This is a genomic window from Sporosarcina sp. Marseille-Q4943 (genome assembly GCF_943736995.1).
Lineage (GTDB): Bacteria > Bacillota > Bacilli > Bacillales_A > Planococcaceae > Sporosarcina.
Genome location: NZ_CALSFT010000002.1, coordinates 1,069,957 through 1,094,416 on the forward strand (window position 1 = coordinate 1,069,957; position 24,460 = coordinate 1,094,416).

Here is a 24,460-nt window from a genome sequence, read left to right on the forward strand (position 1 = left end):
TATTGTCTCCATGCTACCAGCTTTATGCTTCAGCGCCAATCAATCCGACATCATTTCACGAGGCGCTTCACTTCATCGATCATCTGCTCATCAAAGGATTCCTCGATATAACTATATTCATTCACAATAGTACCTCTTTGATCGATGATAAAAAAATTCGTTCCGTGGATGACTTGTCCGGATTCATTCGGCTTTTGCACAATCGTCTGGAACTGATTCATTGCCAATTGCTCGATCGTTTCCTGCGAATAGCCTGAAAGTAAATGCCAGTTCGATTCGTCATCCGAAAACTGGCCGACATATTCCTTCAAAACTTGAGGCGTATCGGTTTCCGGGTCGACTGTGAACGTCACGAGCTCCACTTCGAGTCCGTTCTCTTTGAGGGTTGATTGTAAATCAGCCATTTTGTGTGACATCGGAGTACAGACAGAATTGCAGTTTGTGAAGATAAAATCCGCAATCCACACTTTTCCGGCAAGTTGATCGGTGCCGAACGGCTTGCCATTTTGATCGGTGAATGAGAAAGAGGTGACTTGTCTGCCAGTTTGCTTTGGCTGGCCGCATGCAGACAAAAGAAATAGGGCAATGACAAAAATGGACAGCAATTTCATTGTTTTCATTATTCATCTCCATCTTTCATCGTATTCACAAAGCGGACAGTAACCGTAGTTCCGGTGTCAGGTGCGCTCTGAATGGCAAAAGTGCCGCCGTGTAGCCGGATAATCTCCTTTACAATCGACAGGCCGAGTCCAGACCCTCCAGTCGTCCGGTTCCTAGCTTTGTCAGTGCGGAAAAAACGTTCCCCGATTCTGTCAATATCATTTTCCGGTATAACAATCCCATCATTTGTCACTTTGAATTCGACAATTTCCCCGAAAGATTTCAGCTGAATGCGCAATATCCCTTCGTCGACGGAGTATTTAACGGCGTTGTCAATGATGTTGTAAAGAACCTGTTCAATCCTTTTCGGGTCTCCAGTAAGGATCAGATCCTCTTCAAGATCGAGCTGCACGTCCAATCCTTTTTCAGAAATTAAGATATTGAACAAATCAAGCGTGTCCAAAATGATTTGCGAGATGACAATCGGTTCTTCCACGAGCACGTATAAATCCTCCTGGAGATGATTCAGCTCGACGAGATCATTAATCAATTTATTCAATCGGATCGTTTCTTTTTCAATCGTCGTCAAGTAGCTTTCCGCTTCCTGAGGTGATGAAAAGATCTTTTCCTTCAATACATGTGTATACCCTCCGATATACGTCAAAGGCGTCCGTAGCTCATGCACCAGATTGGACGTGAATTCTTTCTTCCGCTTCTCCTGTTCTTCCAGCGACAGGCTCATTAAGTTGAAAGCATTCGTCAATTGGCCGATTTCATCTTCCCGATCGGTTTCAATCCGGCTGCTATAGTTTCCTTTAGAAACTTCTGCCGATAACCGCTGAAGGTCCTGCAACGGCCTGAACAGCGATTGCCATGCCCAATTCAAACCTAGGAAAAGGACAAAAAAGAACGATGTGCCGACGATGACCAGAATTGGGATGCTCTCTCGAAAGACATCTTGGATAGCCGCGAGTGGGACGTATATGTAAATGAAACCGATTAAGCCTGTTTCGCCCTTGATTGGAAAAATGGCTCCGAGAATTTCACGGTCGAGCTCCTCGACATATCCTTTTTTCATTATGTAGGCACCTTTGTTCAAACTTTCACGATCGGCATTATCTACAAGATTTTCATAATTGATCTTATAGGGGAAGTACGAAGAAAGGTCATCCAGGTGGTCGACGACGATCACTTCATATTCGGAGACGATGTTATACCATTGGATCTTATCAATGATCTCGTCGCTCAACTCTCCATAATGGTAATGGGATGCAGTCCGCTTTCCTTGATAAACGATCGATTCTTCAATACTCGCCAAATAGAGCTTGGAATAAAGGAAATGAATGAAGAAAAATGAAAAGAGGATCGTGAACGCAAGGCTCGATAGTAAGACGACTAATAATTTTTTGCTCAATGTGAGCTTTTTCATCATTTCACCTCAAGCTTGTATCCGATTCCCCATACCGTTTCAATCATGCTTCCCGCTTCTCCTAATTTCAATCGCAATGTCTTAATATGCGTATCAATCGTCCGGTCTGTGCTTTTATGATTATCTCCCCAAACGAGGCTCAAAATCTGTTCCCTCGTATAGACGCGGCCAGGTTTCCTTGCAAGCGTTTCAAGGATGCCGAATTCCTTCACCGTCAACGAAACCGGTTCGTTATTCAATGTGACCTTATGTGCAAGATGATCGATGGCGATCGGACCGACTGTCAACACCCGTGACATACGTTGGTGTTGATACGATCTTCTCAGGACGGATTCAACCCTTGCAATGAGCTCGCCTGGCATGAACGGCTTGACGATATAATCATCGCCGCCAATCTTCAAGCCTTCTACCTTGTCCCATTCCTCTCCTCTTGCGGATAAAAAGATGATTGGAATATTCGTTGTCCGTTTCAATTCTTTCGCAAAATCAAAACCATTCATATACGGCATCATGACGTCTACAATACATAAATGGGGTTGTAGTTTATACACTTTTGACAAAGCATCCATGCCGTCTGTCGCCTCTTCGACGACATATCCTTCTGGGACAAGAAAAGTGCGTACTAAATTTCTCATTTGTTGTTCATCATCTACTATTAAAATCGTATACGGGTTCATCAAAATATCCTCATTTCGCAGATATAATCAATTATAATATACTCGGTAGTTGTGAAATACTTATGAAAAGGTGCACTTCATAATTACTTCGTATTTACTTGATAATATCATATTAGGTTAATCCGTTTATTTAAAAGAAGAAAAAGTGGAGGGAAACATCATGAAAAAGAGATACAAACTGCTTGGTCTGTTGATCAGTTTAGGTATTTTATCGGCTTGTGGCAAAGAGGTGGACGACGGCTCTGCAGTCGAAGTGCTGCCTTTGGAAGTCGAGTTGACAGTACCTGAAAAGGCAGAAGTCGGTGACACAGTGAATATGGAAGCCCTTGTCACGTATGGAGATGAGAAAGTGGCCGATGCCGATAAAGTCGTCTACGAAGTGTGGGAAGATGGGAAGAAGGACGATTCGGTCGTGATTGACTCCGTGAACGAAAAGGATGGCACCTATACAGCGGAAACTTCATTTGACCATGATGGACTGTTCCATATCCAAGTCCATGTGGACGCGAAAAATCTGCACACGATGCCCGTGAAGCAAGTGACAATCGGTGAAGGCGCACAAGTCGGAGATGCGGAACCGAGCGAAAGTCACGACCATGGACATGCGGAAGGTTTTGCGCTCCATTTTGTGAAGCCGGAAAACGCGGTGTCTGGTAAAGAGACGGAAATGATGACCCATTTGGAGATCGATGGACAACCTCTTGAAAAAGCGGATGTTCGATATGAGGTTTCGAGCGATGTTCTCGGTGAAAAGCATCTTTGGATTGATGCCGATGAAGTGAAGCCGGGCGAATATAATGCAGTTCATCTATTCGAAGAGGCAGGCACGTATACTGTCAAAATCCATGTGGAAAATGGAGAAAGCTTGCATGAACACGAAGAGTTTACATTTGATGTGAAGTAAGCAATTATTGATTAACCTAAGTGTAGGATTGTGACTTTCATGTGAAATTCCGTGTGATAGACGTAAGTTTTGACTGTTGCGTATGGAATTTAACATAGGGAATCGATATGATAGAGGTAGATTCAGAAGAGGAGCGATGCACGATGAATGAATTACCGGAAAAGACTTGTTCGGTTGAACGGCTTGTCACCATTCCAGCAGATGTCGAGAGAGTATTAAAAGGTGAAAAAACAGCGACGAGGCGGAACGGCGTCTATGCGTATCCGGATGAAATCATGGTATTGGATGGCAAAGAGTTTAAAATCGATAAGCTCTACAAGCAAACGCTTGGGGAAATGACGGATGAACATGCGAAACAGGAAGGGTTTGCAAACATGGAGGAGTACAAGCAATCAATTCTTGACTTGCACCCGAAAATGCCTTGGCTTCCGACAATGAGCGTCTGGGTTCACGAGTTCAGCCCAGTCGAAAAGTAAGATGGCATGAAATACATGTATGGGACAATCGTATTTGTCCACGTCGTCTCCGCAGTCCTTGCCATCGGTCCATTGTTTTTATTGATGCCGACGATCAAAAGGCTGCGGAACGCCGACTTTTCAACCGAGAATGCATACTTGACGATTATCAACGTCATTATTAGGCTAGTCATGCATGCCGGTCATGCGCTCGTTGTATCGGGTGCATTGCTGCTGCTAACCGGTCCATGGCCATGGTTCACATCTTGGGTCATTGCGACTCTTACTATCTTGCTAGTATCCGGCGTTTTTCTATCAAGTGGATTCACAAAGGTACTTAGAAGATATTATTTGCCCGATAGCAATAAAGGGGAAATTCTGACCGTACTGACGAGGACATCTTGGATATATATCGGATTGATGCTTATCATGCTTTGGCTCATGGTGCAAAAACCGGTGCTTTGGTAAAATTACATAAAATGAGGATATGCAGAGGGCCGATGCATATCCTTTTTTATTTCTATGAAAAATATGAGTGACAATTCTCTATTTCAAGTATATAATGCTCAGAAACGAAATGGGGAGATTTGGATGGAGTTCGTTCAATACGAGGATGCTGAGAGATTTGCAGAAGTGGCGGAGCCGATCATCGCAAAAAAAGAGGACGTCTTCAGTCTTTTCTATGGCATCCTGCAGGCGATAAAAGCGGGGAAATACCAAAATCCTTTCATGGCTGCCGTTACGGATAGAGGAAATGTTCTTGCACTTTTACAGATGACCCCGCCGCATCCATTGAATCTAATCATTGTGGATGAATGCAAGAAGGATGAAGTGATCGGCTTCATCATCCATGAATTGCGCAGGAATTCAATTACGGTTCCTTCTGTCATCAGTCTGAAGCAATGGGCGACAACTTTCGCAAACGCTTGGGAACGTCAAACAGGGGAGACGCAAAAATTGCTCATGGATCAGGGGCTTTATCGGTTGGATGAAGTTGAGGAGACACTTGGAATGAGCCCGGGAAGCTGGAGGTACGCAATCGATGCGGATGCGCCTTTAATTGAAAAATGGTTTGCACTGTTTGAGGAAGATACGAACCTGGAAAGGACTTCGCCGGAACTCATTAAGGGGAGAGTGGCCGCATTCCTTGAAGCGCGGGAAGTTTTCCTATGGGAAGATGACGGGAAAGTCGTCTCGATGATGAAGAAATCCAGGCCTACTCAAAATAGCGTCACCGTCTCGCTCGTCTTTACGCCGAAAGAGGAGAGGAAGAAGGGTTACGCTCGGACGATGGTCGCGCAAGGTTCGAAGGAGCTGTTGAAGGACTACGAATTTTGCGTTCTCTATACCGATATGATGAACCCGACATCGAATAAGATCTATAAGGAAATCGGATACAAACATATTGCCGACTCGATCCATATTGGTTTTGAGAAATAAGATAGGTGACGGCACGTCCAGAGAGGCTGGTCCTGCGTTCAAAGCCGCCAACTTCATCACAAAAAAAGACCCGCCTCATGTGATGTGAGGCGGGTCTCATTACTCAAACACCGCTACTTGAAAAGATGCCGAGTTTCTCTATTCTACGAACAGCCTCAGCTATACGCTCTTCGCTTGCTAAAAGACCGACCCGCACATATCCTTCTCCATGCGTGCCAAAACCATGACCTGGAGCGACGACGACTCCTGCCTGATGCAGAAGTATATCAGCAAACGTCTCGCTTGTATAGCCTTGCGGAACTGGAAGCCAGGCGAAGAACGACGCTTTCGGCGCTTCCACATCCCAGCCGATTCGTTGACATTCGGTGATCAAGACATTTCTTCGTCCTTCATACAATGCCGTCAAATCGCGAACGCATGCCTGATCTTCTGTCAATGCAGCAATGGCGGCATGTTGGACTGCCGGGAAAAGACTGATGAAAAGGTGATGTTGGAGCTCATTTATTGCCTCAATCATCTGACGGTTTCCGACGGCAAAAGCGACCCTCCAGCCGGCCATATTGTATGTCTTTGATAATGTATACATTTCAATGCCGATCTCTTTTGCACCGTCCGCTTGCAAGAAGCTGACCGGTTTCTCGCCGTCGAAACCGATTCCGCCGTATGCCATATCATGTAAAATGAAAATATTATTCTCCTTGGCGAATGATATTGCTTTTTCAAAGAAGGGAACGGTCGCTATTGCGCTTGTCGGGTTGTTCGGGTAATTCAAATACATGATTTTCGCTCTCTGTTTCACGTCTTCGGACAATGCATCGAAATCGGGCATAAAGTCATTTTCCTTCAGAAGCGGCATCGTTTCATAAGCGATATTCGCTAAGCTGATCCCCGATAAATAATCGGGATATCCAGGGTCGGGCAGCAAAAGCAAATCGCCTTGATCCATCATTGCTAAAGGCACTTCGACTAGCCCAATTTTAGAGCCTCCTAAAATTGCGACTTCTGTTTCCGGATCGACATCGACGTCATATTCCCGCTTATAAAATTCTGAAATGGCTTTCCTGAACTCAGGAATACCGTTGAATGGCGAGTACCCATGTGTTTCCGGTCGCTCCGCAGCTTGCTGTAAAGCTTTTATAATATGATCAGGTGTAGGTTGATCAGGGTTGCCTCTACCCAAATTGATAATATCCAATCCGGCTGCTTTAGCTGCTTCCACTTTTTTGACTAACGATGAAAAGAAATGGGGTGGCATGTTTTGTACACGTTTTGAAATCAGCATGTGAAAACCTCGTTTTCATAGTTTTTTGATTCGTCAGACTACGATGTACTTTCATTCTACTATATGCGTCAAAGGAAACTCAACATGATTTTCATGAGAAAGGAAAAAGCCGCCTCCCGCTTGAAAACGGGGGCAGCTTCAATGATTCCGATTATTTTCCATGATGAAAGTTAAAAGGGAAACCCAATGGTCGACTTCTCGTTGCAAGGAATGATGATCGGTCGAATCCTTCTTCAGCCGCTTATCGAGATTAGAATAGAAGCGGATGATACGTACCGGCTTTGTCTCATCATCAATGATGATTTTCATTTCAATGGTGGCAATTCTACGGTGGATCGCCTTTTTTACAATTGGCATCTTTTTGTTAATGATCTGTGTGACGGATTGTCCGAGTGCTTCAATCCTTTCGATTGTTCCTTCGGCATCATTCACGACTGTCTTCTGTCGTGTGCCGTTTTCGTATACTTCCACTGCCAATAACGCGGAATAAGGATAGTCTGAAAGTATGTATGGCATTTTATGAAATGCTTTTTTTATCGGTTTACCGTCAATCAGGGCAGGCTCCCAAAAATGGATTCTGCGATTTTTTTCATCAATAGCAATCTTTGAAAGTAAATCATCGGCTATGAATGATTCGACATAATTCCTCGCATCCGGTTGGAATGTACTCAAATATTCCTTCTGTCTAGCTTTCAACTTTTCTTCCGTCCGTGTGGAAAGGGTTAAAAAGAGTGCTGCGAACCCGAAAAACAGTGCAAAAAATAAAAAGCCGGGAAGGAAGGCTTCGCGCTTGATGAAGTAAAACATTGCAGCTATCCCGATGATAGGTGCTAGACAGCCTAACCGTACATACCAATTGGATTGTGTGGAAGACAAGTAAACCCCTCATTTCAAAATAAATAATAGAAACTATTACAGCGAATGTATTTGTGTTTATCATATCGAATGGTAAAGCGAATAACAATATTCAAATAAAAAGCTGACCCTCCGAAGATAGGGGCAGCTTTTCCAAAATCAGTTCACTTGTGCGGCTTCAATTTCTTCTGTCAGTTCTACTAGCTGATCGATCAACTCGCCGATATATGCAATCGTATCGAGTAAAGGCTGCTCCGTCGTAATGTCGACTCCAGCCATTTTGGAAAGTTCGGCAGGGGACTTCGTTCCGCCTGCTTGCAACACTTTCAGCCAATCCTCGACAGCTGGTTGTCCTTCCTCCAAAATACGTTTCGACACTTGTGTGGAAATCGTCAATCCTGCACTGTATGTGTATGGATACAAGCCCATGTAGTAATGTGGCTGGCGCATCCATGTCAACTCTGCACCTTCGTTGATTTTCACATCGTCTCCCCAGAATTCTTCGAGGACTCCACGTTTCAGGCTGTTTAATACGTTTGCATTCACACTGCCGCCTGCATCGATGCGCTCATACACTTTGCGTTGATAGGCCGCTTCCAATAAGTGTGTGACGAAGTTATGGTAGTACGTACGCGCCACGATGGAAGAAATAACCCAACGTTTGAATTTAGGATCATTTGAATTGGAAAGCAAGTGGTTCGCCATTAACATTTCGTTCATCGTAGAAGGTGCCTCAATGAAGTACATGGAAGGTCGTGAATTGAAAATGTTCTGATGCTGATGGGCATTGTAGAAATGGCCCGCGTGACCTAGCTCATGTGCTAATACGAAGACATCTTCCATGCTGCCTGTCCATGAAATTAAAATATAAGGGTGAACGCCATAAGGGCTCGAACAGAAGGCACCTGTCGATTTGCCTGCATTTTGTGCAAAATCGGTCCAACGTTCTTTATAGGAGCGGTCAATCATGTCCATGTAATCATCACCCATGATAGCTAGCGCGTCATCGATATATTTCTTTGATTCTTCAATCGTGATTTTCGGCTCATAGTTCGGATCCAACGGTATTTTCAAGTCCGAGAAAGTCATCTCGTCGAGTCCGTGAACCTTTTGGAGAAGCTTTGCGTACTTGCGCATGTGAGGTGCAAGGTGTTCCATAATTAAATCGATTTGGCGATCGTACATGGAACGGTCGACTTCCTGGTTGAATAGGAGGTATTCGAATACATCTTTATATCCGCGTAGATCGGAAGTCGTCTTTTCCTTCTGCAAATGCATATCATAGGTTTTAGCTGTCGTATGCTGATACTCTCTCAATTTTGCATGGAAAGCATCATAAGCGGCCCTTCTCTTTTTCGTATCTGTTTCAGATTCCCATCCGCCTTCGAACGTCGTATAGCTTAATGGATAGTTTTCGCCGTCCACTTCAAAATCATCGAAGTTCATGTCGACTAATTTTGTCGTGTTGTATAAACCGTATGGCGCGTTCAGTACAGAAGAGAATGCAGCTAACGTCTTTTCCACTTCGGGATGAAGCTTATATGGCTTTTGACGAATCAGTTCTTGCAAATAATTTTTATACTCCCCGGATTGATTCATTGCCTTTTCCAATAACTCGCTCGATAACTCGGAAATTTCACTTGTGAAGAAGGAAAGTTGGCTTCCGAGTTTGGATGCGATCGAGCCGTATTTGCTCGCGCGCATTTGTGCTTCATCATTCGTTTGATCAACGCTATGCGCTAGGCTTGTATATGTTCCGATCGGAACCATTTTGCCCATGATGGAAGCATATCCATCCAATGCCTCTAAAATTGCTTTTTCATCGGTGATGTTGCCTTTGAAACGTTTTTCGAAGGAAGCGACTTCACTTTCAAGCTGCTCAATGGCTGCATTATACTCTTCTTCGGTTTTGAAAAGGTCTTCCAAATTCCATGTTTCTTCGACGTTCACTTCTGAACGTGGCGGTAAACTTTTCACCATTCAAATCTCTCCCTTTTTGCTCTTAATTATTACGGATGTCGAACTAATGATAGTATATAGCAAACTTATAGAAAAGTAAAAATGAATAGGTTTTTCTGCAAACTATCTTTTTCTTCACTTTCTTGACAGACGTTCAATCTCATCTGCGACGACAAATGCCAGGTCTTCATTGCCAAAAAGCTGAAGGACGTCAAGCATCGTTTCATTGTCGATATAAAGTTCATCAATTCCTTCGTCGCTTTCGATAACTTCCTGTAATGCTGCGTTTTCCAGTTGGTAAGGATATGCCTTTTTATAGAGTGCTATAGGATCCAATTCGTTGTTCGAGCACCATTGCACAAACAGGCGGATCATTAGTGTTTCATCTTCCTTATATTTTTGGATGATTTGTTCATCGATATTTCTGAATTCCATTGTCCATCCCTCCGGTGATAAGTTATGATTCTAAGTATATATGAAATGGGGGATTTCAATAATGAATCGTGTCGATGTAGTTTATTCTGCCATCTTGAAAAAGGGAAAAGTGCTCATGGTGAAGAATAAGAAATATGATAATTGGACATTGCCTGGCGGAGGCGTTGAACAAGGAGAGACGTTGGAACAGGCGGCGGTACGTGAAGTATGGGAGGAAACCGGACTAACAGTAAGAATAGGGAGTTTGCTGACGGTGAACGAAGCGTTCAGGCAACGTGAAAATAATCATGTTCTGTTTTTTACGTTTTTAGCGGAAGTATTGGAAGGGGAAGTGGCCATCCAAGACAAGGGCGGTATTTTAGAAGCAGAATGGAAGGATTTTTCATTCGCAAATGAAGCAATGCCATATTATGAAGGCGGTTTTGAGAAGCTGCTTGAAGCTTCGATACCATATACTTTTCAAGGAGTACAGGCTTGAAAAAAGACGAAGGAAAATATCCGAGAGCAAAAGTGTTTGGCATTTTACAATCAGGCCATCGATTATTAGTTGAAGAATTTGAAGGTGAGCATTCAAAAGGAAGAGGGTTCTATTATCGGCCTATTGGGGGTTCAATTGAATACGGGGAAAAATCTACTGAGGCTCTTAGTAGGGAATTCAACGAAGAATTAAAGGAAACAGTGGAAATTGAAGATTTCTTAGGTTTCATTGAAAACATCTTTTACATCAATGATCGTATAGGCCATGAAATTATTCTAATATATAACGTCTCATTTGTGGATAAGGAAAACTATACCCGAGAGATGTTTACTATTCAGGAGAGCGAGCAAGTGTCATTTGCAAAATGGATTGACGTTATGGATTTTGTAACAGGTAAAAAAGTGTTATTTCCTGACGGTTTAGTCGATAAACTTGAAAGGGGAATTTCATGAACCAGCCTCAAATGAGTGAAATAAATAAGATGGGATGGAATCAAAACGCATATCAAGCTTGGGTTACACGACATGGTAAACCTGCGGATTACGCAGAACAGTTAAAGGTGGATCCATCGAGTAAGGTAAGCTTTTACTTGGATGAAATCGGAGTAATTAGAGGAAAAAGGGTTCTTAATTTACTTGGCTCTAAAGGAAACAAAGCGGTCTGTTTTGCACTTCTCGGAGCTGACGTTACGGTAGTGGATCTATCCTCCGAAAATAAACGATATGCAATGGAATTGGCGGAAGCGGCAGGAGTTTCTCTAACTTATATTGTCAAAGATGTGCTCGAATTGACCGAAGAAGAAATGCCGCCATTTGACATTGTCATACTTGAAATGGGAGTGCTCCATTATTTCGTGGATTTACATCCATTGTTTCAAAAGGTGTCCAAATTCATGAAAGAGAAAGGGAGCTTTATTATAAGAGATTATCATCCCTTCATTTCAAAAGCGATACGCTTTTCAAATGGAGAGGCGATTTTGGATGGTAACTATTTTAGAGAAGAATGTTTAGAGGTGGACGTTGCTTATGCAGCTCTTTTGCCAAAAGAAATGCAACAAAAATTAGAGAAAAATATAATCAGACAATGGATGCTATCCGAAGTTGTCAATGCCCTAATTACTTCTGGTTTGAAACTAAGAAAAATGAAAGAGGACAAAGGGGTTCATTGGGCATTTCCAACAGGTTCACCAGAAGGGATTGCCGAGAGGCTTCCAGGAACATTTACAATTTGTGCATCTTTATGAAATGAAGTTACTGTCGGTAAGTTACTAGAGAAAAAGGGGAATGAATAGTGGGATATATAGAGGAGCTTAGAGAGATAGTCGGGAATCGCCCTTTATTGCTGACAGGCGCAGGGGTAGGGGTGTTCAATGAAAAAGGGGAAATCCTCCTGCAAAGAAAGATCGATGGACGTTGGGGAATTCCAGGAGGGTTCATGGAACTCGGGGAATCCGCCGAAGAGACCGGTCGGAGGGAAGTGCTTGAGGAGACGGGCATTCAGGTCGGGAAGATGGAACTCATAACCGTTGTGTCTGGCGCACAAACCCACACCGTTTTGAACAACGGCCACGAATATTACTCAGTGACAATCGTTTATGCAACGGATGACATTCGTGGCGGTGAACTGAAAGCTGACGGCGTCGAAACATCCGAAGTGGGATTCTTCAATTTGCTACAGCTTCCGGAGAACTTAAGTCCGTTCATAAAGTCAATGATTCATCAATATGCAGCGAAGCGGAAATGAGCTGTTAAAATAGATTTATGCGTAATTGTGAGACTTTATAAGCTTTTGTGGTAATTTATGCGCGAGTAATTGCATTTATGAGTTTCTTCAAGGATTTATGCGTGAATTGAAGCGTTTATGCTTCCTTCAACGGTTTTATGCGTGATTTCGAATGCTCGCCGCAGTTGTGGAGGCTTCAGAATTTATTGCTCACGAAAAATCGGACAATCCAGTCGACATCGAGTGGGCCGTCGACTATTTCATAATAGAGCAGCGAGTTTTGGATGATTAAATTTTCCGCAATGATAATTGTCACGTCATTTCCATTCGCATCTTTCAAGCTGATAGTGAATTCATTGATGTTGTCATCCGGGTCGATCTCTTCAGGCTTTAGTTTCTTAACATGGTAGTTTTGCAGGAATTGAAGCAATTCATCCACCGTACGTTCGTCGTTTATGCTCCATGTTTCTGCGGGGGAACCGTGCATCGTCGGCTTTGTAAATGTAAGTGAATTGAAATCGGCATCTAACGTCTCAAAGAATTCGTTGAAACTCTTTTCGTTGAAATCATTAATCGTCTCTATCATTGCATACATCCCTCCGATAATGAGCGAGATGAGCAGGAAGGCGCGGATTTTCATCATCAATTCCTCCAGTCTTCGTTTGTATAGTATACGCAGCGATTTCTTATGTGGAATAGTACTCATGCTATGATTCAGGAGGACGATTCATTAACAATGGGGCGGGATTAATGAAATACTTTTTGGCTCATTGGGAAAGACTTTCGAAAGAGATAATTGAAGATTGATGTTATAATAGTATTCAAACAATAAAGAATATACGGAGGGTGAGAAATGTCGAAAGTTGAACATGCAATTCAAGACTTCTATGCAGATGATTTTGCTTGGTGTTTCGGATGTGGACGGCTGAATGAGGAAGGGTATCATTTCCGGACAGGTTGGGACGGAGAGAAAACGGTTACATATTATGAACCTTTGGAAAAGCATATGGCGATCCCTGGATTTGTGTACGGCGGATTGATCGCATCATTCGTTGATTGCCATGGAACGGGCTCGTGCGCACTTGCTTTGCATCGCAAAAATGGACATGAACCCGGTGACGATACTGAAGTTCCTCGTTTTGTCACAGCATCGTTGAACGTGAACTATTTAAAGCCGACTCCGCAAGGAAAATTATTGAAGGCAGTCGGTATCGTTGAAGAGGTTCATCCAAAGAAATGGAAAGTCAATGTGGAAGTGTATGCTGACGACGTCCTTTGTGCAACCGGAGAGGTCGTCGGAGTTGTTATGCCGGCAACATTTACAGGAAGTTAAACTGAATAGACGAAACTTTCCGGAGGTTCTTCCGTAACGTAATAAAACGAAAGGGTGTGTGAAGAAGATGCTATATGTAATGGGCATTGTCGCCATCGTCATGTGTGTACCGATAACGGCCATCTTGACGGACTATAAACGGAAGACGATGAAATTCAAGGCGGATATGGTACGGGAAGAGATTGAATTGGAAAAGCTGAAACAACAGAATTTCATCATCGAAACCGAAAAGATGAAACTTGAGTTGGAGCAAATGAAGCTCGAATACACGTCGGGCAAAAATGAACTGCTTAAAATTGATGAAAGAGTGGGATGAACATGTCCGATAATTCGATGCCTCCAAACAATGATCTGATCGGTGATATGTTGAAAAAAAGTGAAGACGAAGGCGGTATGAAGAATTTGAAGGGCTTTGGGAAGCCGTTGCCGAAAGAGTATTTTTCCGGTGACACGTTCCAGCATTTTCAGCGGATTGCGAAAGACGCAGGCTATAAACCGCATTGGTTGAAATTGCAACACGAAATAAGCGGCATGATTGATGAAATATCGACCATTTCATCGGACGGCGAAAAGGGTGATCTGCAAAGACGTGTGGATAAAGTGAATGAAAAAATAGCCGAACATAATAGACATTGCCCTCCGCCGATGTTGAAAGGCCGCATCTCACTGGACTCTCTTGAAAAGGCAAGAGAAGTTTGGCGCTAATCCGATGGATAACTTGGGGAGTTATCTGTACCATCACCCTGCTGACAGGGTGCAGCCCTTCAGTGCAGCAGTCGGAAAAAGAACCTCCGGCATTCAGTGAACGATCGCAAGTGATAGAGTCGCCTGTACCCACTTTTTCACGGGTCGATGAATTGCTGGAAGACATGACGTTGGCAGAAAAGGTCGGCCAATTACTTGTCGTCGGGATGGAAGGGAAGACGTATGGTGACGAGTTGGACCGTCTAATTCGTCAACATCATGTCGGGGGCATCATTTTATTAGGTAAAAATGTATCTTATCCTGCAGGGATTTTGAAATTATTGAATGAGAGCAAAAAGGCGAATGCCGATTATGAAATTCCGTTGTTCATTTCGGTCGATGAAGAAGGAGGGCGTGTATCTCGCCTGCCTTCCAGCATGAAAAAATTGCCTGCAGCAGAATACTTCGGGCGGACAGGTGATGAAGCACTTGCTTATGAAACCGGTGCTTATCTGGCGGAGCTGTTGCACGCCTTCGGCTACAATATGAACTATGCACCCGTTCTGGATGTCCATAGCAATCCGAAAAACCCTGTCATTGGGGACCGGTCGTTATCATCCGATTCTCATGCAGTCGCCGATTTAGGAATGGCTATGATGAAAGGCATGACGGATAATGGCGTCATATCGGTCGTCAAACATTTTCCGGGGCATGGGGATACGCATGTAGATTCCCATTTGTCGTTGCCTGTCATTGAGAAGACATTAGATGAGCTATACAAAACTGAGCTAATCCCATTTCAGCGTGCAATAGATGAACAGGCTGATGTAATCATGGTGGCACATATTATGTTCCCGGAACTCGATAATAGATATCCATCATCTTTATCGCAGAAAATCATTACGGGATTGCTGCGCGATGAAATGCAATTTGGGGGTGTTGTCATTACAGATGATATGACGATGGGTGCAATCGTCAATGATTATACGGTGCCTGAAGCGGCCGTACAGTCTTTTCTCGCTGGAAGTGATTTACTGTTGATTGCCGGTGATTATGAAAACCAGGTAGGTACAATCAATGCATTGATGACTGCAGTACAAGCAGGAAAGATCTCCGAGGACCGGATCGATGAAAGTGTAAAGCGCATTTTGAAACTGAAGGAACGTTATAAGTTGAAAGATGCTCCGATTGAAGAAATCGAATTGGACCTTATCGAACGCAAATTCAATGAATTATTAGGTTGAAAGTGAAACTTCCTCCTTCGTTATCCGTAGAATAGAATATAGTAGAAAACAAGGAGGTACACCATATGGAAAATACAGGATTGAAAGTGTTAGTGCATGCTAGCGCATTTTTTGCACCATTCCTTGTTCCGTTCATCATCTATTTGGTTGTGGATGATACAGAGGTAAAGAGAATATCCATCCAAGCGTTGTTATTTCAATTAGTAATGGGCGCTTTGATTTTCATTTCGGCCATTTTGATTATTTTCTTGATCGGCATACCGATGATCATCGTTTTCGGACTGATGACAGTCATCGTTCCGATACTAGGAATTGTGAAATCGTTGCAAGGTGAAACTTACAATTATCCAATCGTAGGCAGATGGTTCTGATCGGGCCCCCTTTTCGCGTAAGCGTTCTGGGGGCTTTTTTTATTGTCTGTTTTCAATCATGTTGTGCGCGCGAGTTGTATATGTTGGTAGTAGCAGGGGAACGTACAAATTTTAGAAAGGGGAGAGGCATGAAGATCAAACTCAATCTCGTGACGCAAATTTTTATCGCCTTCGTGTTAGCCATTATTTTAGGCAGTTTGTTCGGAAGTTCCATCAATTTTCTGAAGCCGTTCGGGGATTTATTTTTACGATTAATTAAATTCATTATCGCTCCGCTCATTTTGTCCACATTGGTCGTCGGTGTTGCTGGCACGTCCGATCCAAAGCAGTTAGGGAGGATCGGGTTCAAAACAGTCGCCTATTATTTAGCGACTACCGCTATCGCCATCATTATCGGCCTTGCTGTTGCATTCCTGATTTCGCCTGGGAAAGGGCTAACGATTTCTTCCGACGGCTTGGTCGCTCCGGAATCCGCGACGCAGGAACCGCAAAGTGTCATTACGACAATATTGAATATCATACCGGAAAATCCGTTCACCGCATTGGCAACCGGAAGCATCTTGCAAATCATCTTCTTTGCATTATTTGTCGGGCTTGCCATTACATTGGTCGGAGAAAAAGCCCGTCCTGTCTATACGTTTTTTGAAGGCTTCGCTGAAATTATGTACAAAATTACCGGCATTGTCATGAAGTTTGCACCTATCGGCATTTTAGGCCTACTTGCTCCGGTGATTGGACAATACGGGCTTTCCGTCCTTTTACCGCTCGTCAAAGTGATCTTGGCAGTTTACATCGCCTGTATCCTTCATGCAATCATCGTGTATTCGGCTGCCGTTAAGACATTTGCAGGAATGAGCCCGAAAAGGTTTTTCAAAGGAATCTCACCTGCAGCGCTCGTCGCTTTCAGTACGTGCAGCAGTTCAGGGACGCTTCCTGTGACAATTAAGAATACGAATGAAAACTTGGGCGTTCCTAATAAGATATCGAGCTTCGTCCTTCCGCTCGGCGCTACTGTCAATATGGACGGAACAGCTATCTATCAAGGAGTTGCCGTCATTTTCATAGCGCAGTTTTTCGGTTTGGAGTTGTCATTCCTCCAATTGCTGACGGTTGTTCTCATTACCATTTTGGCGTCAATTGGCACAGCAGGAGTCCCTGGAGCCGGTATGATCATGCTTGCAATGGTGTTGACATCAGTGAATATGCCGCTTGAAGGAATTGCTTTGATTGCCGGCATCGACAGGGTGCTCGATATGATGAGGACGTCAGTGAATGTCGTAGGGGATGCCTCTGCCGCTGTCGTCGTTGCGGGAACGGAGAAGGTATTGGATAGTGAATGAAGAAAGACCTGAATCCCATGGGGATTCAGGTCTTTCTTAACGTTCCAAGCGCTGTTGGACTTCGTTTACAACATCTTGGACGGACATTCCGTGAATGCTGACGACAGGAAAATCGAATTGATCGACGTTCACATCACTGATCGACCGTACGACACCGATATCATAGCCGTTTAGATTTTCATCGCTTTCAAACATTTTCACATTGTGTCCTTTTTCTTCCAATGCTACTTTCACATCGTCAAAAGGGTTTTCGACTGCAATTTTCGCCATTCGAATCACCTCCGATTTAGTAAAGTGATGCCGTTCTTTGTTTTCCCGGAATCATCTCTACTAAACACGCATTCATGTAAAAACGAGGTTCATTCTCGCGTGGCTTCATTCACTTCGCTATTTTCACACCTTAGTTTTTTGAAGCCAGTGAATGCATCGATGATTGTCGTGGCGATTGAAGCTAGTCCGACTACCATGACGATCAGATGGACTTGTGGAATAATGTCTTCGGGCGATCGTTGGAACACATCTGCGAGGACATCGGCAACATAGGGCAAAATAAGCGACGGATTGAGAAGAAGGAAAATGATGAGAATTATCCAAGCGACATTAATGATCAGATTGCCAAAGGCCAGCCTCGTTGTCCATCTAGGGGAATAAGATTTATAAGAGGCTAGAACGATTTCCATTGTTAGCAATAACAAGGTTGCGGGAAATAAAGTCATTAAAGACACATTGCCAAAGGCAGCCATTTCAACTTCAATCCTTTCGAATGCTAGTACTTTGTAATCTACCCGGAAATTTGGCGATTTAAAACGGACGTCCCATGGAAATTCCGGATTCTTAACATTCGCTCTTTAGATTGCTGTATACTGGATATATTGTTCAAATTTATAAAAAAGCGTGGGGATCTCGTTGACATCTTTAAAACAGACACAGCATCCTGCCAACCCGGTTTACCCTATCATGTTTGCCATCGGAGCTTGCCATTTGTTGAATGATACGCTTCAAGCAGTCATCCCGGCGATGTTTCCGGTGTTGGAAGAGGAAAGAGGATTAAGCTTTACCCAGCTTGGTTTCATCTTTTTTGCATTAAATATGGTGGCATCTGTTCTGCAACCGGTCGTCGGCTATTTCAGTGACAGGAAGCCGATGCCTTATGCACTTCCAATCGGCATGACATTCTCACTTATCGGGATGGCGGGTTTGGCAATCGCGCCAAGCTATTGGCTCATTCTCCTGTCGGTCATCATACTGGGGCTTGGCTCCGCGGTATTCCATCCGGAAGGATCCCGTGTGTCCTTCTTGGCAGCGGGGACGAAAAGGGGGCTGTCCCAATCGATTTACCAAGTCGGGGGAAATACGGGACAAGCCTTGGCACCGCTAATCAGCGCATTTGTCTTAGTGCCGCTCGGTCAAAAAGGAGCAGCTGTTTTCATTGCAGTGGCAGCTCTCGGGATTTTCATTTTATCTAAGATTTCGGCTTGGTATAAAAGGCAGCTGGACTTGGAGAAAAAGAACAATCGAAAAAAAGTGCTGCTTTCCTCAATTGGCGATTTGACAAAAAAGCAAATCGGATTCGCGCTCGCTTTATTGTTGATCATCATTTTTGCCCGTTCTTTCTATGCCACTAACGTTACTAGCTTCTACATCTTTTACTTGATGAATGACTATGGTTTAAAAATTGAGCAAGGTCAGCTATACATATTCCTTTTCATGGCGCTTGGCGCTGCGGGCACTTTTTTTGGTGGACCGATGGCTGATCGGATTGGCAGGAAAAATGTCATCGTGTTGTCGTTGTTAGTTCCTTTGCCGCTCTGCGTTCTCCTGCCGCATGTTCCACTTTGGGCAGTGGGGGTTCTGTTGGCCTCAATCGGATTCTTCATCATGCTAAGCTTCACTGTCACTGTCATTTATGCGCAGGAGCTTGTACCGAGTAAAATTGGGACAATGGCCGGTTTGACAGTTGGCTTGGCGTTTGGGATGGGAGCGATAGGGGCGGTTGTTCTTGGAAAGATGATGGATACAATCGGCATCTTCCCGACGATGGTCATTGCTTCCTTCTTGCCATTCATCGGCCTTGCAGGACTGGCCTTGCCTAAGGATCAGAAAATCACGGCACCTACTACTAAATAATGTGAAAATGCTCACCGTCAATGAATAGACGGTGAGCATTTTTGATTGCTGTATAAATTTCTTCGGCCATCTTCAAAATAATAGGTGACATCCGTTGTTGTCCTGTCTATAATAAAAGGTCTGTCTGTTGAGAAGGAGGTTGGGGGATTTGAATAAAGACCAACGGAAGAAAATGATAATTTTGATGATAAATATGTTCATCGCAGTCGGTAGTTTCGGGATCATCATCCCTATTTTGCCTGCGTACTTATTGTCGATCGGGCAGGCTGGCAAAGCGGCAGGCTTGATGATTGCCATTTTTGCTGGCGCGCAGCTCGTGATGTCTCCCATTGCGGGCAGATGGACGGATCGGTACGGCAGGAGAATTATGATCATTGTCGGTTTAAGCGGCTTGGCATTGTCCATGTTCGTCTTTTATTTTTCCGATTCGATCGGTGTGTTGTATTTGTCCCGGGTCATCGGCGGTATTGGAGCAGCTTTGCTCATTCCGGCGATATTTGCATACGTCGCGGACATTACAACGATGGATCAGCGTGCGAAAGGAAACAGCTATATTTCTGCGTCCATGTCACTAGGGATTGTCATCGGTCCCGGAATCGGCGGTTTCTTGGCAGATTTCGGTTTGAAGATGCCTTTATTAGTTTCGGCGATCATTGGATTGGTGGCAGTCGTGTTTTCCGCCGTTATGTTGCAAGAGAGCATGGAGGCTAAGAAGGAAACTTTGGAGTTCAAATCTGAACCTATGGTGAAAGAGATATTTCATTCATTCAGTAAGCCGTATTTCATCCCGCTCGTTATCACGCTTGTTATGAGTTTCGGACTGATGGCTTATGAATCGGTGCTTGGCCTGTTCGTCGATAATGAATTCAATGCTACTCCGAAGGATATCGCAATTATGGTGACGTCGACAGGCATCGTCAGTGTAGTCATCCAGCTTTTTGCAGTTGACTGGATTGTACGCCGATTTGGTGAAAGGAAAGTGCTGAATATTTTCCTTGGTGTGACTGCGGTTGGATTTCTACTTTGTATATTCGCCCCGAGTTACATCATGTTTTTCGGAGTGACGATGATTATATTCTTGGCGACATCGATTTTGCGTCCCGTGTTGACGACGCTCATTTCAAAGCTCGCGGGGAATGAGCAAGGATTTGCAATGGGCATGAACAATTCCTATATGAGCATCGGCAATGTCCTCGGACCGCTTTCAGCAGGATTATTGTACGATGTGCATCATCTATATCCATTCATCTTGGGGCTAGTCGTGCTCGTTGCGACGATAGGTGTCTCGGTTGCTTGGAAAGGCGTTAAAGCCTCAGCCTGTTGACAAACGCTCGCATCCGTTGTTGCTCGTCTCGCTCGTCCGCTCATGAACTTTAGTTCTATTCGCGTCTTCGCTCGACTTCGCGCCTAGGCTGACAAGCGTTTTCAATCAGGCTGAGGCAATCCCTATGCATCACGGGTTTCTCAAAAAAGCTTTGTCTACACTTAAGGCTACCATTTATTTGGTGGCCTTTTTTGATTTCTTTACAAGGGTTTGAAATGGGCGTATACTCTATTAGTTACTTAAGTAAATATTGAGGTGTTGTAAATGAATCCATTAATTCATGAGCTGTTTCAGCGGTCACGGCTATTGAGCAAAGAGTTGAATGTGGCACTGAAACAACATGGCTTGTTTGCTGCTCAATGGACGGTTATTTACTCTGTTTATCAACATGGCGAGATGACTTTGACACAGATTTGGCGATACTTGAATGTAGAAGCGCCGACGATTACCCGGACCGTCAATCGGTTAGAGCAGATGGGCTGGCTTGCGACAAGAGAAGGGAAGGACAGGCGTGAAAAATATGTCAGTTTGACAGAAAGTGCAACTGTGCGGCTCTCGGAAATTAAAGAGACAATCATTCAGTTTGAGGAGCGAAGTTTGAAAGGCTTTACAGAAGAGGAGGAGGAGCTCCTTATGAAATTGCTGAAAAAAGTATCAAGTGAAGGAGTATGAATTTATGAATTATAAAGAACCGATATGGACAAAGCCGTTCGTGAGTTTATTTTTAACGAACTTGTCCGTTTTTATCGTGTTTTACGGCTTAGTGTCGACGTTGCCGCTTTACGCAAAAGATGCTTTGAGCCGGACGGATGAAGAAGCTGGTCTGTTGATGACTGTCTTTTTAGTATCAGCCATCATTGTCCGGCCGTTTAGTGGCAAACTGCTCGATATCGTAGGTAAACGAAAACTGTTGTTGATCAGCTTGTTTTTCTATTTAATTTGCACAGTGCTTTACTATTTCATTACGCCATTTGAAGGCTTGCTTGCATTGCGATTCTTCCAAGGAATATGGTTCAGCATTGTAACGACGGCCGCGGGCTCGCTCGCTGCGGATATCGTTCCTTCCACGAGGCGCGGAGCAGGGCTTGGCTATTATGTCATGTCGACAAATTTAGCGGTTGTTATCGGGCCGTTCATTGCCCTATTCATTATCCAGTCTTATTCTTATGACGCTTTATTCATCTTGATGAGTGTCCTGATGACCGTTGGGGCGCTCGTAGCATTGCTCATTCCGAAAATGGATAAAGCAACGAATGAGAATAAGTCAAAAGGATTTACTTGGAACGACCTATTTGAGAAAAAAGCAATGCCGATTGCGTTTTTGGCGAGTTTGATTGCATTTTCATATGCCAGTGTCCTTTCCTATTTATCGATTTATGCACAAGAGAAAGGCTTATTACCGCTTGCGAGCTTCTTTTTTGTCGTCTTTGCAGCAGTCATGCTCATTACCCGACCATTTACGGGAAGGATTTTTGATGAAAAAGGTCCGGCTTATATTTTGATTCCGGGCTTCCTATTATTTTTCCTCGGTCTATTCATTCTCTCGTTCATGAGTTCTGCTGGATTATTCCTCATTGCGGGAGCGTTTGTCGGGCTGGGCTATGGAGCACTCGTACCGAGCATGCAGACGCTTGCCATTCAATCGACGACCCATCAAAGAAGCGGATATGCGACCGCGACATTTTTTACGTTATTCGACTTGGGTCTTGCTGTTGGCTCGTATGTTTTAGGTTTTATTGCAGTTCAAATGGGCTATCGGAATATGTATTTGCTATCCAGTCTTCTCGTGATTGCAGTGCTTGCGTTATATGTACTCATAATCCGAAAAAGACACAATTGAATTCTGAAGCATACTTCAGTTTTGATTATTACGTTACCAAAATGCAGTTTAGGGTATAGACTCTTTAACTATGTTTATAGGAGTCGATTTTGCTTTGGACAGAAAGTTTTGGAAGAACCCGGTGTTTTCAATATCGGCAGTCGTTATTTTATTACTCGTTATACTCGGAGCAGCCATTCCGGGCCCTTTTGGTAAGGTTGCGGGACGTTTATACGGGTTTACGACAATGAAGTTCGGTTGGTTCTATTTGTTGACAGTTTTCATTATCATTGTATTTTTGATCGGATTGGCAATTAGTAAATTCGGAGCCATTCGTTTAGGTGGGGATGATGAAAGGCCAGAATACCCATTTTTCACTTGGATCGGCATGCTTTTTTCAGCTGGTTTCGGAGTAGGGCTTGTCTTTTGGGGCGTCGCAGAACCGATGAGCCATTACTTCTCATCGCCTCTAAATGGCATTGAACCACAATCGCACGACGCGGCGAGGATTGCAATGGGCTATTCATTTTTCCATTGGGGAATTTCGCAATGGGGCATTTTTGGCATTGTAGGGCTTGTAATCGGATTTATGCAGTTCCGAAAAAAGAAGGACGGTCTAATCTCTACTGCCTTGGAGCCGTTAGTCGGTTCCAACAGGCATTTGAAGACAGGAATTGACTCATTTGCCGTTATTGCTACGGTAATGGGGATTGCGACATCTCTCGGGATGGGCGTGTTGCAGATGAGCGGCGGACTTGAATATGTATTTCAGACGAAAAATACGTTTTGGGTGCAACTGATTATTATCTTTATCGTTTTCGTCGCCTATATGCTTTCCGCATCGACCGGTTTGAATAAAGGAATCGCGTATTTAGGCAATTTTAATTTAGCGATGGCCATTGCGATGCTCATCTTCTTCTTTTTTGTCGGACCAAAAGTTTTCATCTTGGAAAGTTTCACATTGGCGATCGGGGACTACATCAATAATTTCATTCGGTATAGCTTGCGGTTGCAGCCCTATCAAGGTGGAAGTTGGGTGAGGGAGTGGACGATCTTTTACTGGGCATGGACGATAGCTTGGTCGCCTTTCGTTGGAGCTTTCGTTGCTCGAGTTTCAAAAGGTCGTACAATCCGTGAATTCATTGCAGGAGTGATGATTATTCCGCCTGTATTTGCTTGTATGTGGATTGCTACATTGGGTGGCACAGCTTTATATAGCGATTTGAACAACGGTACGAAGATTGCAGAAGCGGTTGATGCAGATGTCACTTCAGCCATTTTTGAAACACTTAACCATTTGCCATTCACAAATGTCGTTTCATTTTTGGCAATCGTACTCATTTTTACTTTCCTAATTACATCTGCGGATTCTGCGACCTATATTTTGGCTAGCATGACGACGAGAGGAAGTTTGTTCCCTCCGCTTCTTGTCAAAATGATTTGGGGGTTCCTCATGTCTGCAATTGCAGCAGTTTTGCTCTATGCAGGTGGGTTAGAGGCTTTGCAATCAGCGTCTCTCGTTTCCGCCCTTCCATTTACCCTGTTTCTCATTTTGCTCATTTTTTCCTTAGGGAAGTTTTTGAGGAAGGAACCGATTACTGTCAGGCCGACTGACATTAGGCAATTTGAGAAGATTGAGCAGGAAGTGAAGAAGAAGGCTAGGAGAAGGATACGGAATTAAAAGAAAAAAACCCAATATAACCCAGACAGTTTCTTTCCGTTCCAGCACTCGCTTTCCGCGGGCGTTGCCTTAGCCAATCGAACAGCGGAGGGTTCGATTTGTATGATTTCTGCGATCTGTGCAGAAATCATACATCAGGTGCTCGCAACGCTTCGCTTTTGCTCGCAAAAGCCGTTCTTCGTGACGACTTTCGCAGGAGTCTCGCGCTTGCACTCCAAGCAACTGCAGCTACTTAAATACGTTCGATTATGTATAAAATAATCATATAAAAAAGTGGAGGTGGGGTAATCCCCGGCCTCCA

General features: G+C 43.9%; 29 protein-coding genes. 19 read left to right on the top strand and 10 right to left on the bottom strand.

Going from position 1 to position 24,460, the window contains the following annotated elements; genetic code table 11:
* Positions 1-50: 50 nt before the first annotated feature.
* From NIT04_RS05200 to NIT04_RS05210, 3 genes are read right to left on the bottom strand one after another with little or no spacing between them, the layout of a single operon-like run.
* Complete coding sequence (locus tag NIT04_RS05200; protein ID WP_252502534.1) at positions 51-620, bottom strand: SCO family protein; 570 nt, start codon at positions 618-620, stop codon at positions 51-53.
* Positions 620-2,029, bottom strand: coding sequence for a cell wall metabolism sensor histidine kinase WalK (locus NIT04_RS05205; protein WP_252502535.1), 1,410 nt, complete (start codon positions 2,027-2,029; stop codon positions 620-622). Before NIT04_RS05205 ends, NIT04_RS05200 begins: the two co-directional genes overlap by 1 nt.
* Entirely contained in the window at positions 2,029-2,706 is a 678-nt protein-coding gene (locus tag NIT04_RS05210) for a response regulator transcription factor (RefSeq protein ID WP_252502536.1), read from the bottom strand. The genes NIT04_RS05205 and NIT04_RS05210 overlap by 1 nt, the downstream gene beginning before the upstream one ends.
* A gap of 160 nt (positions 2,707-2,866) precedes the next feature.
* Here NIT04_RS05210 and NIT04_RS05215 point away from each other — a divergent pair, with 160 nt between their 5' ends.
* The 4 genes from NIT04_RS05215 to NIT04_RS05230 all read left to right on the top strand — a co-directional run bounded on the left by NIT04_RS05215 (position 2,867) and on the right by NIT04_RS05230 (position 5,505).
* On the top strand, positions 2,867-3,610 hold the full coding sequence (locus tag NIT04_RS05215) for a FixH family protein (RefSeq protein WP_252502537.1): 744 nt from the start codon (positions 2,867-2,869) through the stop codon (positions 3,608-3,610).
* Between the two features lie 143 nt (positions 3,611-3,753).
* Positions 3,754-4,086 (top strand): ASCH domain-containing protein, encoded by a 333-nt coding sequence (locus NIT04_RS05220; RefSeq protein ID WP_252502538.1) that lies wholly within the window; start codon positions 3,754-3,756, stop codon positions 4,084-4,086.
* Between the two features lie 6 nt (positions 4,087-4,092).
* Positions 4,093-4,533, top strand: coding sequence for a DUF2269 domain-containing protein (locus NIT04_RS05225; protein WP_252502539.1), 441 nt, complete (start codon positions 4,093-4,095; stop codon positions 4,531-4,533).
* Between the two features lie 123 nt (positions 4,534-4,656).
* Complete coding sequence (locus NIT04_RS05230; RefSeq protein ID WP_252502540.1) at positions 4,657-5,505, top strand: GNAT family N-acetyltransferase; 849 nt, start codon at positions 4,657-4,659, stop codon at positions 5,503-5,505.
* Between the two features lie 103 nt (positions 5,506-5,608).
* Here NIT04_RS05230 and NIT04_RS05235 read toward each other — a convergent pair whose 3' ends face one another.
* The 4 genes from NIT04_RS05235 to NIT04_RS05250 form a co-directional block, all read right to left on the bottom strand.
* A complete protein-coding gene (locus NIT04_RS05235; protein WP_252502541.1) occupies positions 5,609-6,787 on the bottom strand; it encodes a pyridoxal phosphate-dependent aminotransferase in 1,179 nt (392 codons plus the stop codon).
* A 138-nt stretch (positions 6,788-6,925) separates the two neighbouring features.
* Complete coding sequence (locus tag NIT04_RS05240; protein WP_252502542.1) at positions 6,926-7,663, bottom strand: hypothetical protein; 738 nt, start codon at positions 7,661-7,663, stop codon at positions 6,926-6,928.
* 138 nt (positions 7,664-7,801) lie between these two features.
* On the bottom strand, positions 7,802-9,622 hold the full coding sequence (gene pepF / locus NIT04_RS05245) for an oligoendopeptidase F (RefSeq protein WP_252502543.1): 1,821 nt from the start codon (positions 9,620-9,622) through the stop codon (positions 7,802-7,804).
* Between the two features lie 114 nt (positions 9,623-9,736).
* A complete protein-coding gene (locus NIT04_RS05250) occupies positions 9,737-10,036 on the bottom strand; it encodes a hypothetical protein (RefSeq protein WP_252502544.1) in 300 nt (99 codons plus the stop codon).
* A 61-nt stretch (positions 10,037-10,097) separates the two neighbouring features.
* Here NIT04_RS05250 and NIT04_RS05255 point away from each other — a divergent pair, with 61 nt between their 5' ends.
* The 4 genes from NIT04_RS05255 to NIT04_RS05270 are packed head-to-tail and all read left to right on the top strand — an operon-like array spanning position 10,098 to position 12,257.
* Positions 10,098-10,514: an NUDIX hydrolase gene (locus NIT04_RS05255; RefSeq protein WP_252502545.1), complete on the top strand. Its 417-nt coding sequence runs from the start codon at positions 10,098-10,100 to the stop codon at positions 10,512-10,514.
* On the top strand, positions 10,511-10,966 hold the full coding sequence (locus NIT04_RS05260) for an NUDIX hydrolase (RefSeq protein WP_252502546.1): 456 nt from the start codon (positions 10,511-10,513) through the stop codon (positions 10,964-10,966). The genes NIT04_RS05255 and NIT04_RS05260 overlap by 4 nt, the downstream gene beginning before the upstream one ends.
* Positions 10,963-11,757, top strand: coding sequence for a bifunctional 2-polyprenyl-6-hydroxyphenol methylase/3-demethylubiquinol 3-O-methyltransferase UbiG (locus NIT04_RS05265; RefSeq protein ID WP_252502547.1), 795 nt, complete (start codon positions 10,963-10,965; stop codon positions 11,755-11,757). Before NIT04_RS05260 ends, NIT04_RS05265 begins: the two co-directional genes overlap by 4 nt.
* 47 nt (positions 11,758-11,804) lie before the next feature.
* Positions 11,805-12,257, top strand: coding sequence for an NUDIX hydrolase (locus tag NIT04_RS05270; protein ID WP_252502548.1), 453 nt, complete (start codon positions 11,805-11,807; stop codon positions 12,255-12,257).
* A gap of 175 nt (positions 12,258-12,432) precedes the next feature.
* Here the strand turns inward: NIT04_RS05270 and NIT04_RS05275 are convergent, their stop codons facing one another.
* Positions 12,433-12,879, bottom strand: coding sequence for a hypothetical protein (locus NIT04_RS05275; RefSeq protein WP_252502549.1), 447 nt, complete (start codon positions 12,877-12,879; stop codon positions 12,433-12,435).
* Positions 12,880-13,089: 210 nt separating this feature from the next.
* Here NIT04_RS05275 and NIT04_RS05280 point away from each other — a divergent pair, with 210 nt between their 5' ends.
* The 6 genes from NIT04_RS05280 to NIT04_RS05305 all read left to right on the top strand — a co-directional run bounded on the left by NIT04_RS05280 (position 13,090) and on the right by NIT04_RS05305 (position 17,208).
* Entirely contained in the window at positions 13,090-13,569 is a 480-nt protein-coding gene (locus NIT04_RS05280) for a PaaI family thioesterase (RefSeq protein WP_252502550.1), read from the top strand.
* Positions 13,570-13,636: 67 nt separating this feature from the next.
* The gene (locus NIT04_RS05285; protein ID WP_252502551.1) at positions 13,637-13,885 is read left to right on the top strand and encodes a hypothetical protein; all 249 of its coding nucleotides are present in this window, start codon (positions 13,637-13,639) and stop codon (positions 13,883-13,885) included.
* Positions 13,886-13,887: 2 nt separating this feature from the next.
* Complete coding sequence (locus NIT04_RS05290) at positions 13,888-14,274, top strand: DnaJ family domain-containing protein (protein WP_252502552.1); 387 nt, start codon at positions 13,888-13,890, stop codon at positions 14,272-14,274.
* Positions 14,275-14,336: 62 nt separating this feature from the next.
* On the top strand, positions 14,337-15,497 hold the full coding sequence (gene nagZ, locus NIT04_RS05295; RefSeq protein ID WP_252502553.1) for a beta-N-acetylhexosaminidase: 1,161 nt from the start codon (positions 14,337-14,339) through the stop codon (positions 15,495-15,497).
* A gap of 65 nt (positions 15,498-15,562) precedes the next feature.
* Positions 15,563-15,868 carry a DUF4870 domain-containing protein gene (locus NIT04_RS05300; protein ID WP_252502554.1) on the top strand — a complete coding sequence of 102 codons (306 nt, stop codon included), beginning with the start codon at positions 15,563-15,565 and terminating at the stop codon, positions 15,866-15,868.
* A 134-nt stretch (positions 15,869-16,002) separates the two neighbouring features.
* Positions 16,003-17,208 (top strand): dicarboxylate/amino acid:cation symporter, encoded by a 1,206-nt coding sequence (locus NIT04_RS05305; RefSeq protein ID WP_371922523.1) that lies wholly within the window; start codon positions 16,003-16,005, stop codon positions 17,206-17,208.
* A gap of 36 nt (positions 17,209-17,244) precedes the next feature.
* Here NIT04_RS05305 and NIT04_RS05310 read toward each other — a convergent pair whose 3' ends face one another.
* Positions 17,245-17,478, bottom strand: coding sequence for a YkuS family protein (locus NIT04_RS05310; RefSeq protein ID WP_252502556.1), 234 nt, complete (start codon positions 17,476-17,478; stop codon positions 17,245-17,247).
* Between the two features lie 89 nt (positions 17,479-17,567).
* Complete coding sequence (locus tag NIT04_RS05315) at positions 17,568-17,951, bottom strand: hypothetical protein (protein ID WP_252502557.1); 384 nt, start codon at positions 17,949-17,951, stop codon at positions 17,568-17,570.
* Between the two features lie 214 nt (positions 17,952-18,165).
* Between NIT04_RS05315 and NIT04_RS05320 the strand changes: the two genes are divergently transcribed.
* The 5 genes from NIT04_RS05320 to NIT04_RS05340 all read left to right on the top strand — a co-directional run bounded on the left by NIT04_RS05320 (position 18,166) and on the right by NIT04_RS05340 (position 24,159).
* On the top strand, positions 18,166-19,335 hold the full coding sequence (locus NIT04_RS05320) for an MFS transporter (protein WP_371922524.1): 1,170 nt from the start codon (positions 18,166-18,168) through the stop codon (positions 19,333-19,335).
* Between the two features lie 148 nt (positions 19,336-19,483).
* Complete coding sequence (locus tag NIT04_RS05325) at positions 19,484-20,659, top strand: MFS transporter (protein ID WP_252502558.1); 1,176 nt, start codon at positions 19,484-19,486, stop codon at positions 20,657-20,659.
* A gap of 264 nt (positions 20,660-20,923) precedes the next feature.
* A complete protein-coding gene (locus tag NIT04_RS05330) occupies positions 20,924-21,331 on the top strand; it encodes a MarR family winged helix-turn-helix transcriptional regulator (protein ID WP_252502559.1) in 408 nt (135 codons plus the stop codon).
* Positions 21,332-21,335: 4 nt separating this feature from the next.
* Positions 21,336-22,499, top strand: a complete 1,164-nt coding sequence (locus NIT04_RS05335; protein ID WP_252502560.1) for an MFS transporter — start codon at positions 21,336-21,338, stop codon at positions 22,497-22,499.
* A gap of 70 nt (positions 22,500-22,569) precedes the next feature.
* A complete protein-coding gene (locus tag NIT04_RS05340) occupies positions 22,570-24,159 on the top strand; it encodes a BCCT family transporter (protein ID WP_371922501.1) in 1,590 nt (529 codons plus the stop codon).
* The last annotated feature ends 301 nt before the right edge of the window (positions 24,160-24,460 follow it).

What these genes read in the sequence shown, in the direction of transcription:
- NIT04_RS05200 (WP_252502534.1), bottom strand. Translation starts at nt 620, where the DNA reads ATGAAAACAATGAAATTGCTGTCCATTTTTGTCATTGCCCTATTTCTT.
- NIT04_RS05205 (WP_252502535.1), bottom strand. Translation starts at nt 2,029, where the DNA reads ATGAAAAAGCTCACATTGAGCAAAAAATTATTAGTCGTCTTACTATCG.
- NIT04_RS05210 (WP_252502536.1), bottom strand. Translation starts at nt 2,706, where the DNA reads ATGAACCCGTATACGATTTTAATAGTAGATGATGAACAACAAATGAGA.
- NIT04_RS05215 (WP_252502537.1), top strand. Translation starts at nt 2,867, where the DNA reads ATGAAAAAGAGATACAAACTGCTTGGTCTGTTGATCAGTTTAGGTATT.
- NIT04_RS05220 (WP_252502538.1), top strand. Translation starts at nt 3,754, where the DNA reads ATGAATGAATTACCGGAAAAGACTTGTTCGGTTGAACGGCTTGTCACC.
- NIT04_RS05225 (WP_252502539.1), top strand. Translation starts at nt 4,093, where the DNA reads ATGAAATACATGTATGGGACAATCGTATTTGTCCACGTCGTCTCCGCA.
- NIT04_RS05230 (WP_252502540.1), top strand. Translation starts at nt 4,657, where the DNA reads ATGGAGTTCGTTCAATACGAGGATGCTGAGAGATTTGCAGAAGTGGCG.
- NIT04_RS05235 (WP_252502541.1), bottom strand. Translation starts at nt 6,787, where the DNA reads ATGCTGATTTCAAAACGTGTACAAAACATGCCACCCCATTTCTTTTCA.
- pepF (WP_252502543.1), bottom strand. Translation starts at nt 9,622, where the DNA reads ATGGTGAAAAGTTTACCGCCACGTTCAGAAGTGAACGTCGAAGAAACA.
- NIT04_RS05250 (WP_252502544.1), bottom strand. Translation starts at nt 10,036, where the DNA reads ATGGAATTCAGAAATATCGATGAACAAATCATCCAAAAATATAAGGAA.
- NIT04_RS05255 (WP_252502545.1), top strand. Translation starts at nt 10,098, where the DNA reads ATGAATCGTGTCGATGTAGTTTATTCTGCCATCTTGAAAAAGGGAAAA.
- NIT04_RS05265 (WP_252502547.1), top strand. Translation starts at nt 10,963, where the DNA reads ATGAACCAGCCTCAAATGAGTGAAATAAATAAGATGGGATGGAATCAA.
- NIT04_RS05275 (WP_252502549.1), bottom strand. Translation starts at nt 12,879, where the DNA reads ATGATGAAAATCCGCGCCTTCCTGCTCATCTCGCTCATTATCGGAGGG.
- NIT04_RS05280 (WP_252502550.1), top strand. Translation starts at nt 13,090, where the DNA reads ATGTCGAAAGTTGAACATGCAATTCAAGACTTCTATGCAGATGATTTT.
- NIT04_RS05285 (WP_252502551.1), top strand. Translation starts at nt 13,637, where the DNA reads ATGCTATATGTAATGGGCATTGTCGCCATCGTCATGTGTGTACCGATA.
- NIT04_RS05290 (WP_252502552.1), top strand. Translation starts at nt 13,888, where the DNA reads ATGTCCGATAATTCGATGCCTCCAAACAATGATCTGATCGGTGATATG.
- NIT04_RS05300 (WP_252502554.1), top strand. Translation starts at nt 15,563, where the DNA reads ATGGAAAATACAGGATTGAAAGTGTTAGTGCATGCTAGCGCATTTTTT.
- NIT04_RS05310 (WP_252502556.1), bottom strand. Translation starts at nt 17,478, where the DNA reads ATGGCGAAAATTGCAGTCGAAAACCCTTTTGACGATGTGAAAGTAGCA.
- NIT04_RS05315 (WP_252502557.1), bottom strand. Translation starts at nt 17,951, where the DNA reads ATGGCTGCCTTTGGCAATGTGTCTTTAATGACTTTATTTCCCGCAACC.
- NIT04_RS05320 (WP_371922524.1), top strand. Translation starts at nt 18,166, where the DNA reads ATGTTTGCCATCGGAGCTTGCCATTTGTTGAATGATACGCTTCAAGCA.
- NIT04_RS05330 (WP_252502559.1), top strand. Translation starts at nt 20,924, where the DNA reads ATGAATCCATTAATTCATGAGCTGTTTCAGCGGTCACGGCTATTGAGC.
- NIT04_RS05335 (WP_252502560.1), top strand. Translation starts at nt 21,336, where the DNA reads ATGAATTATAAAGAACCGATATGGACAAAGCCGTTCGTGAGTTTATTT.
- NIT04_RS05340 (WP_371922501.1), top strand. Translation starts at nt 22,570, where the DNA reads ATGTTTATAGGAGTCGATTTTGCTTTGGACAGAAAGTTTTGGAAGAAC.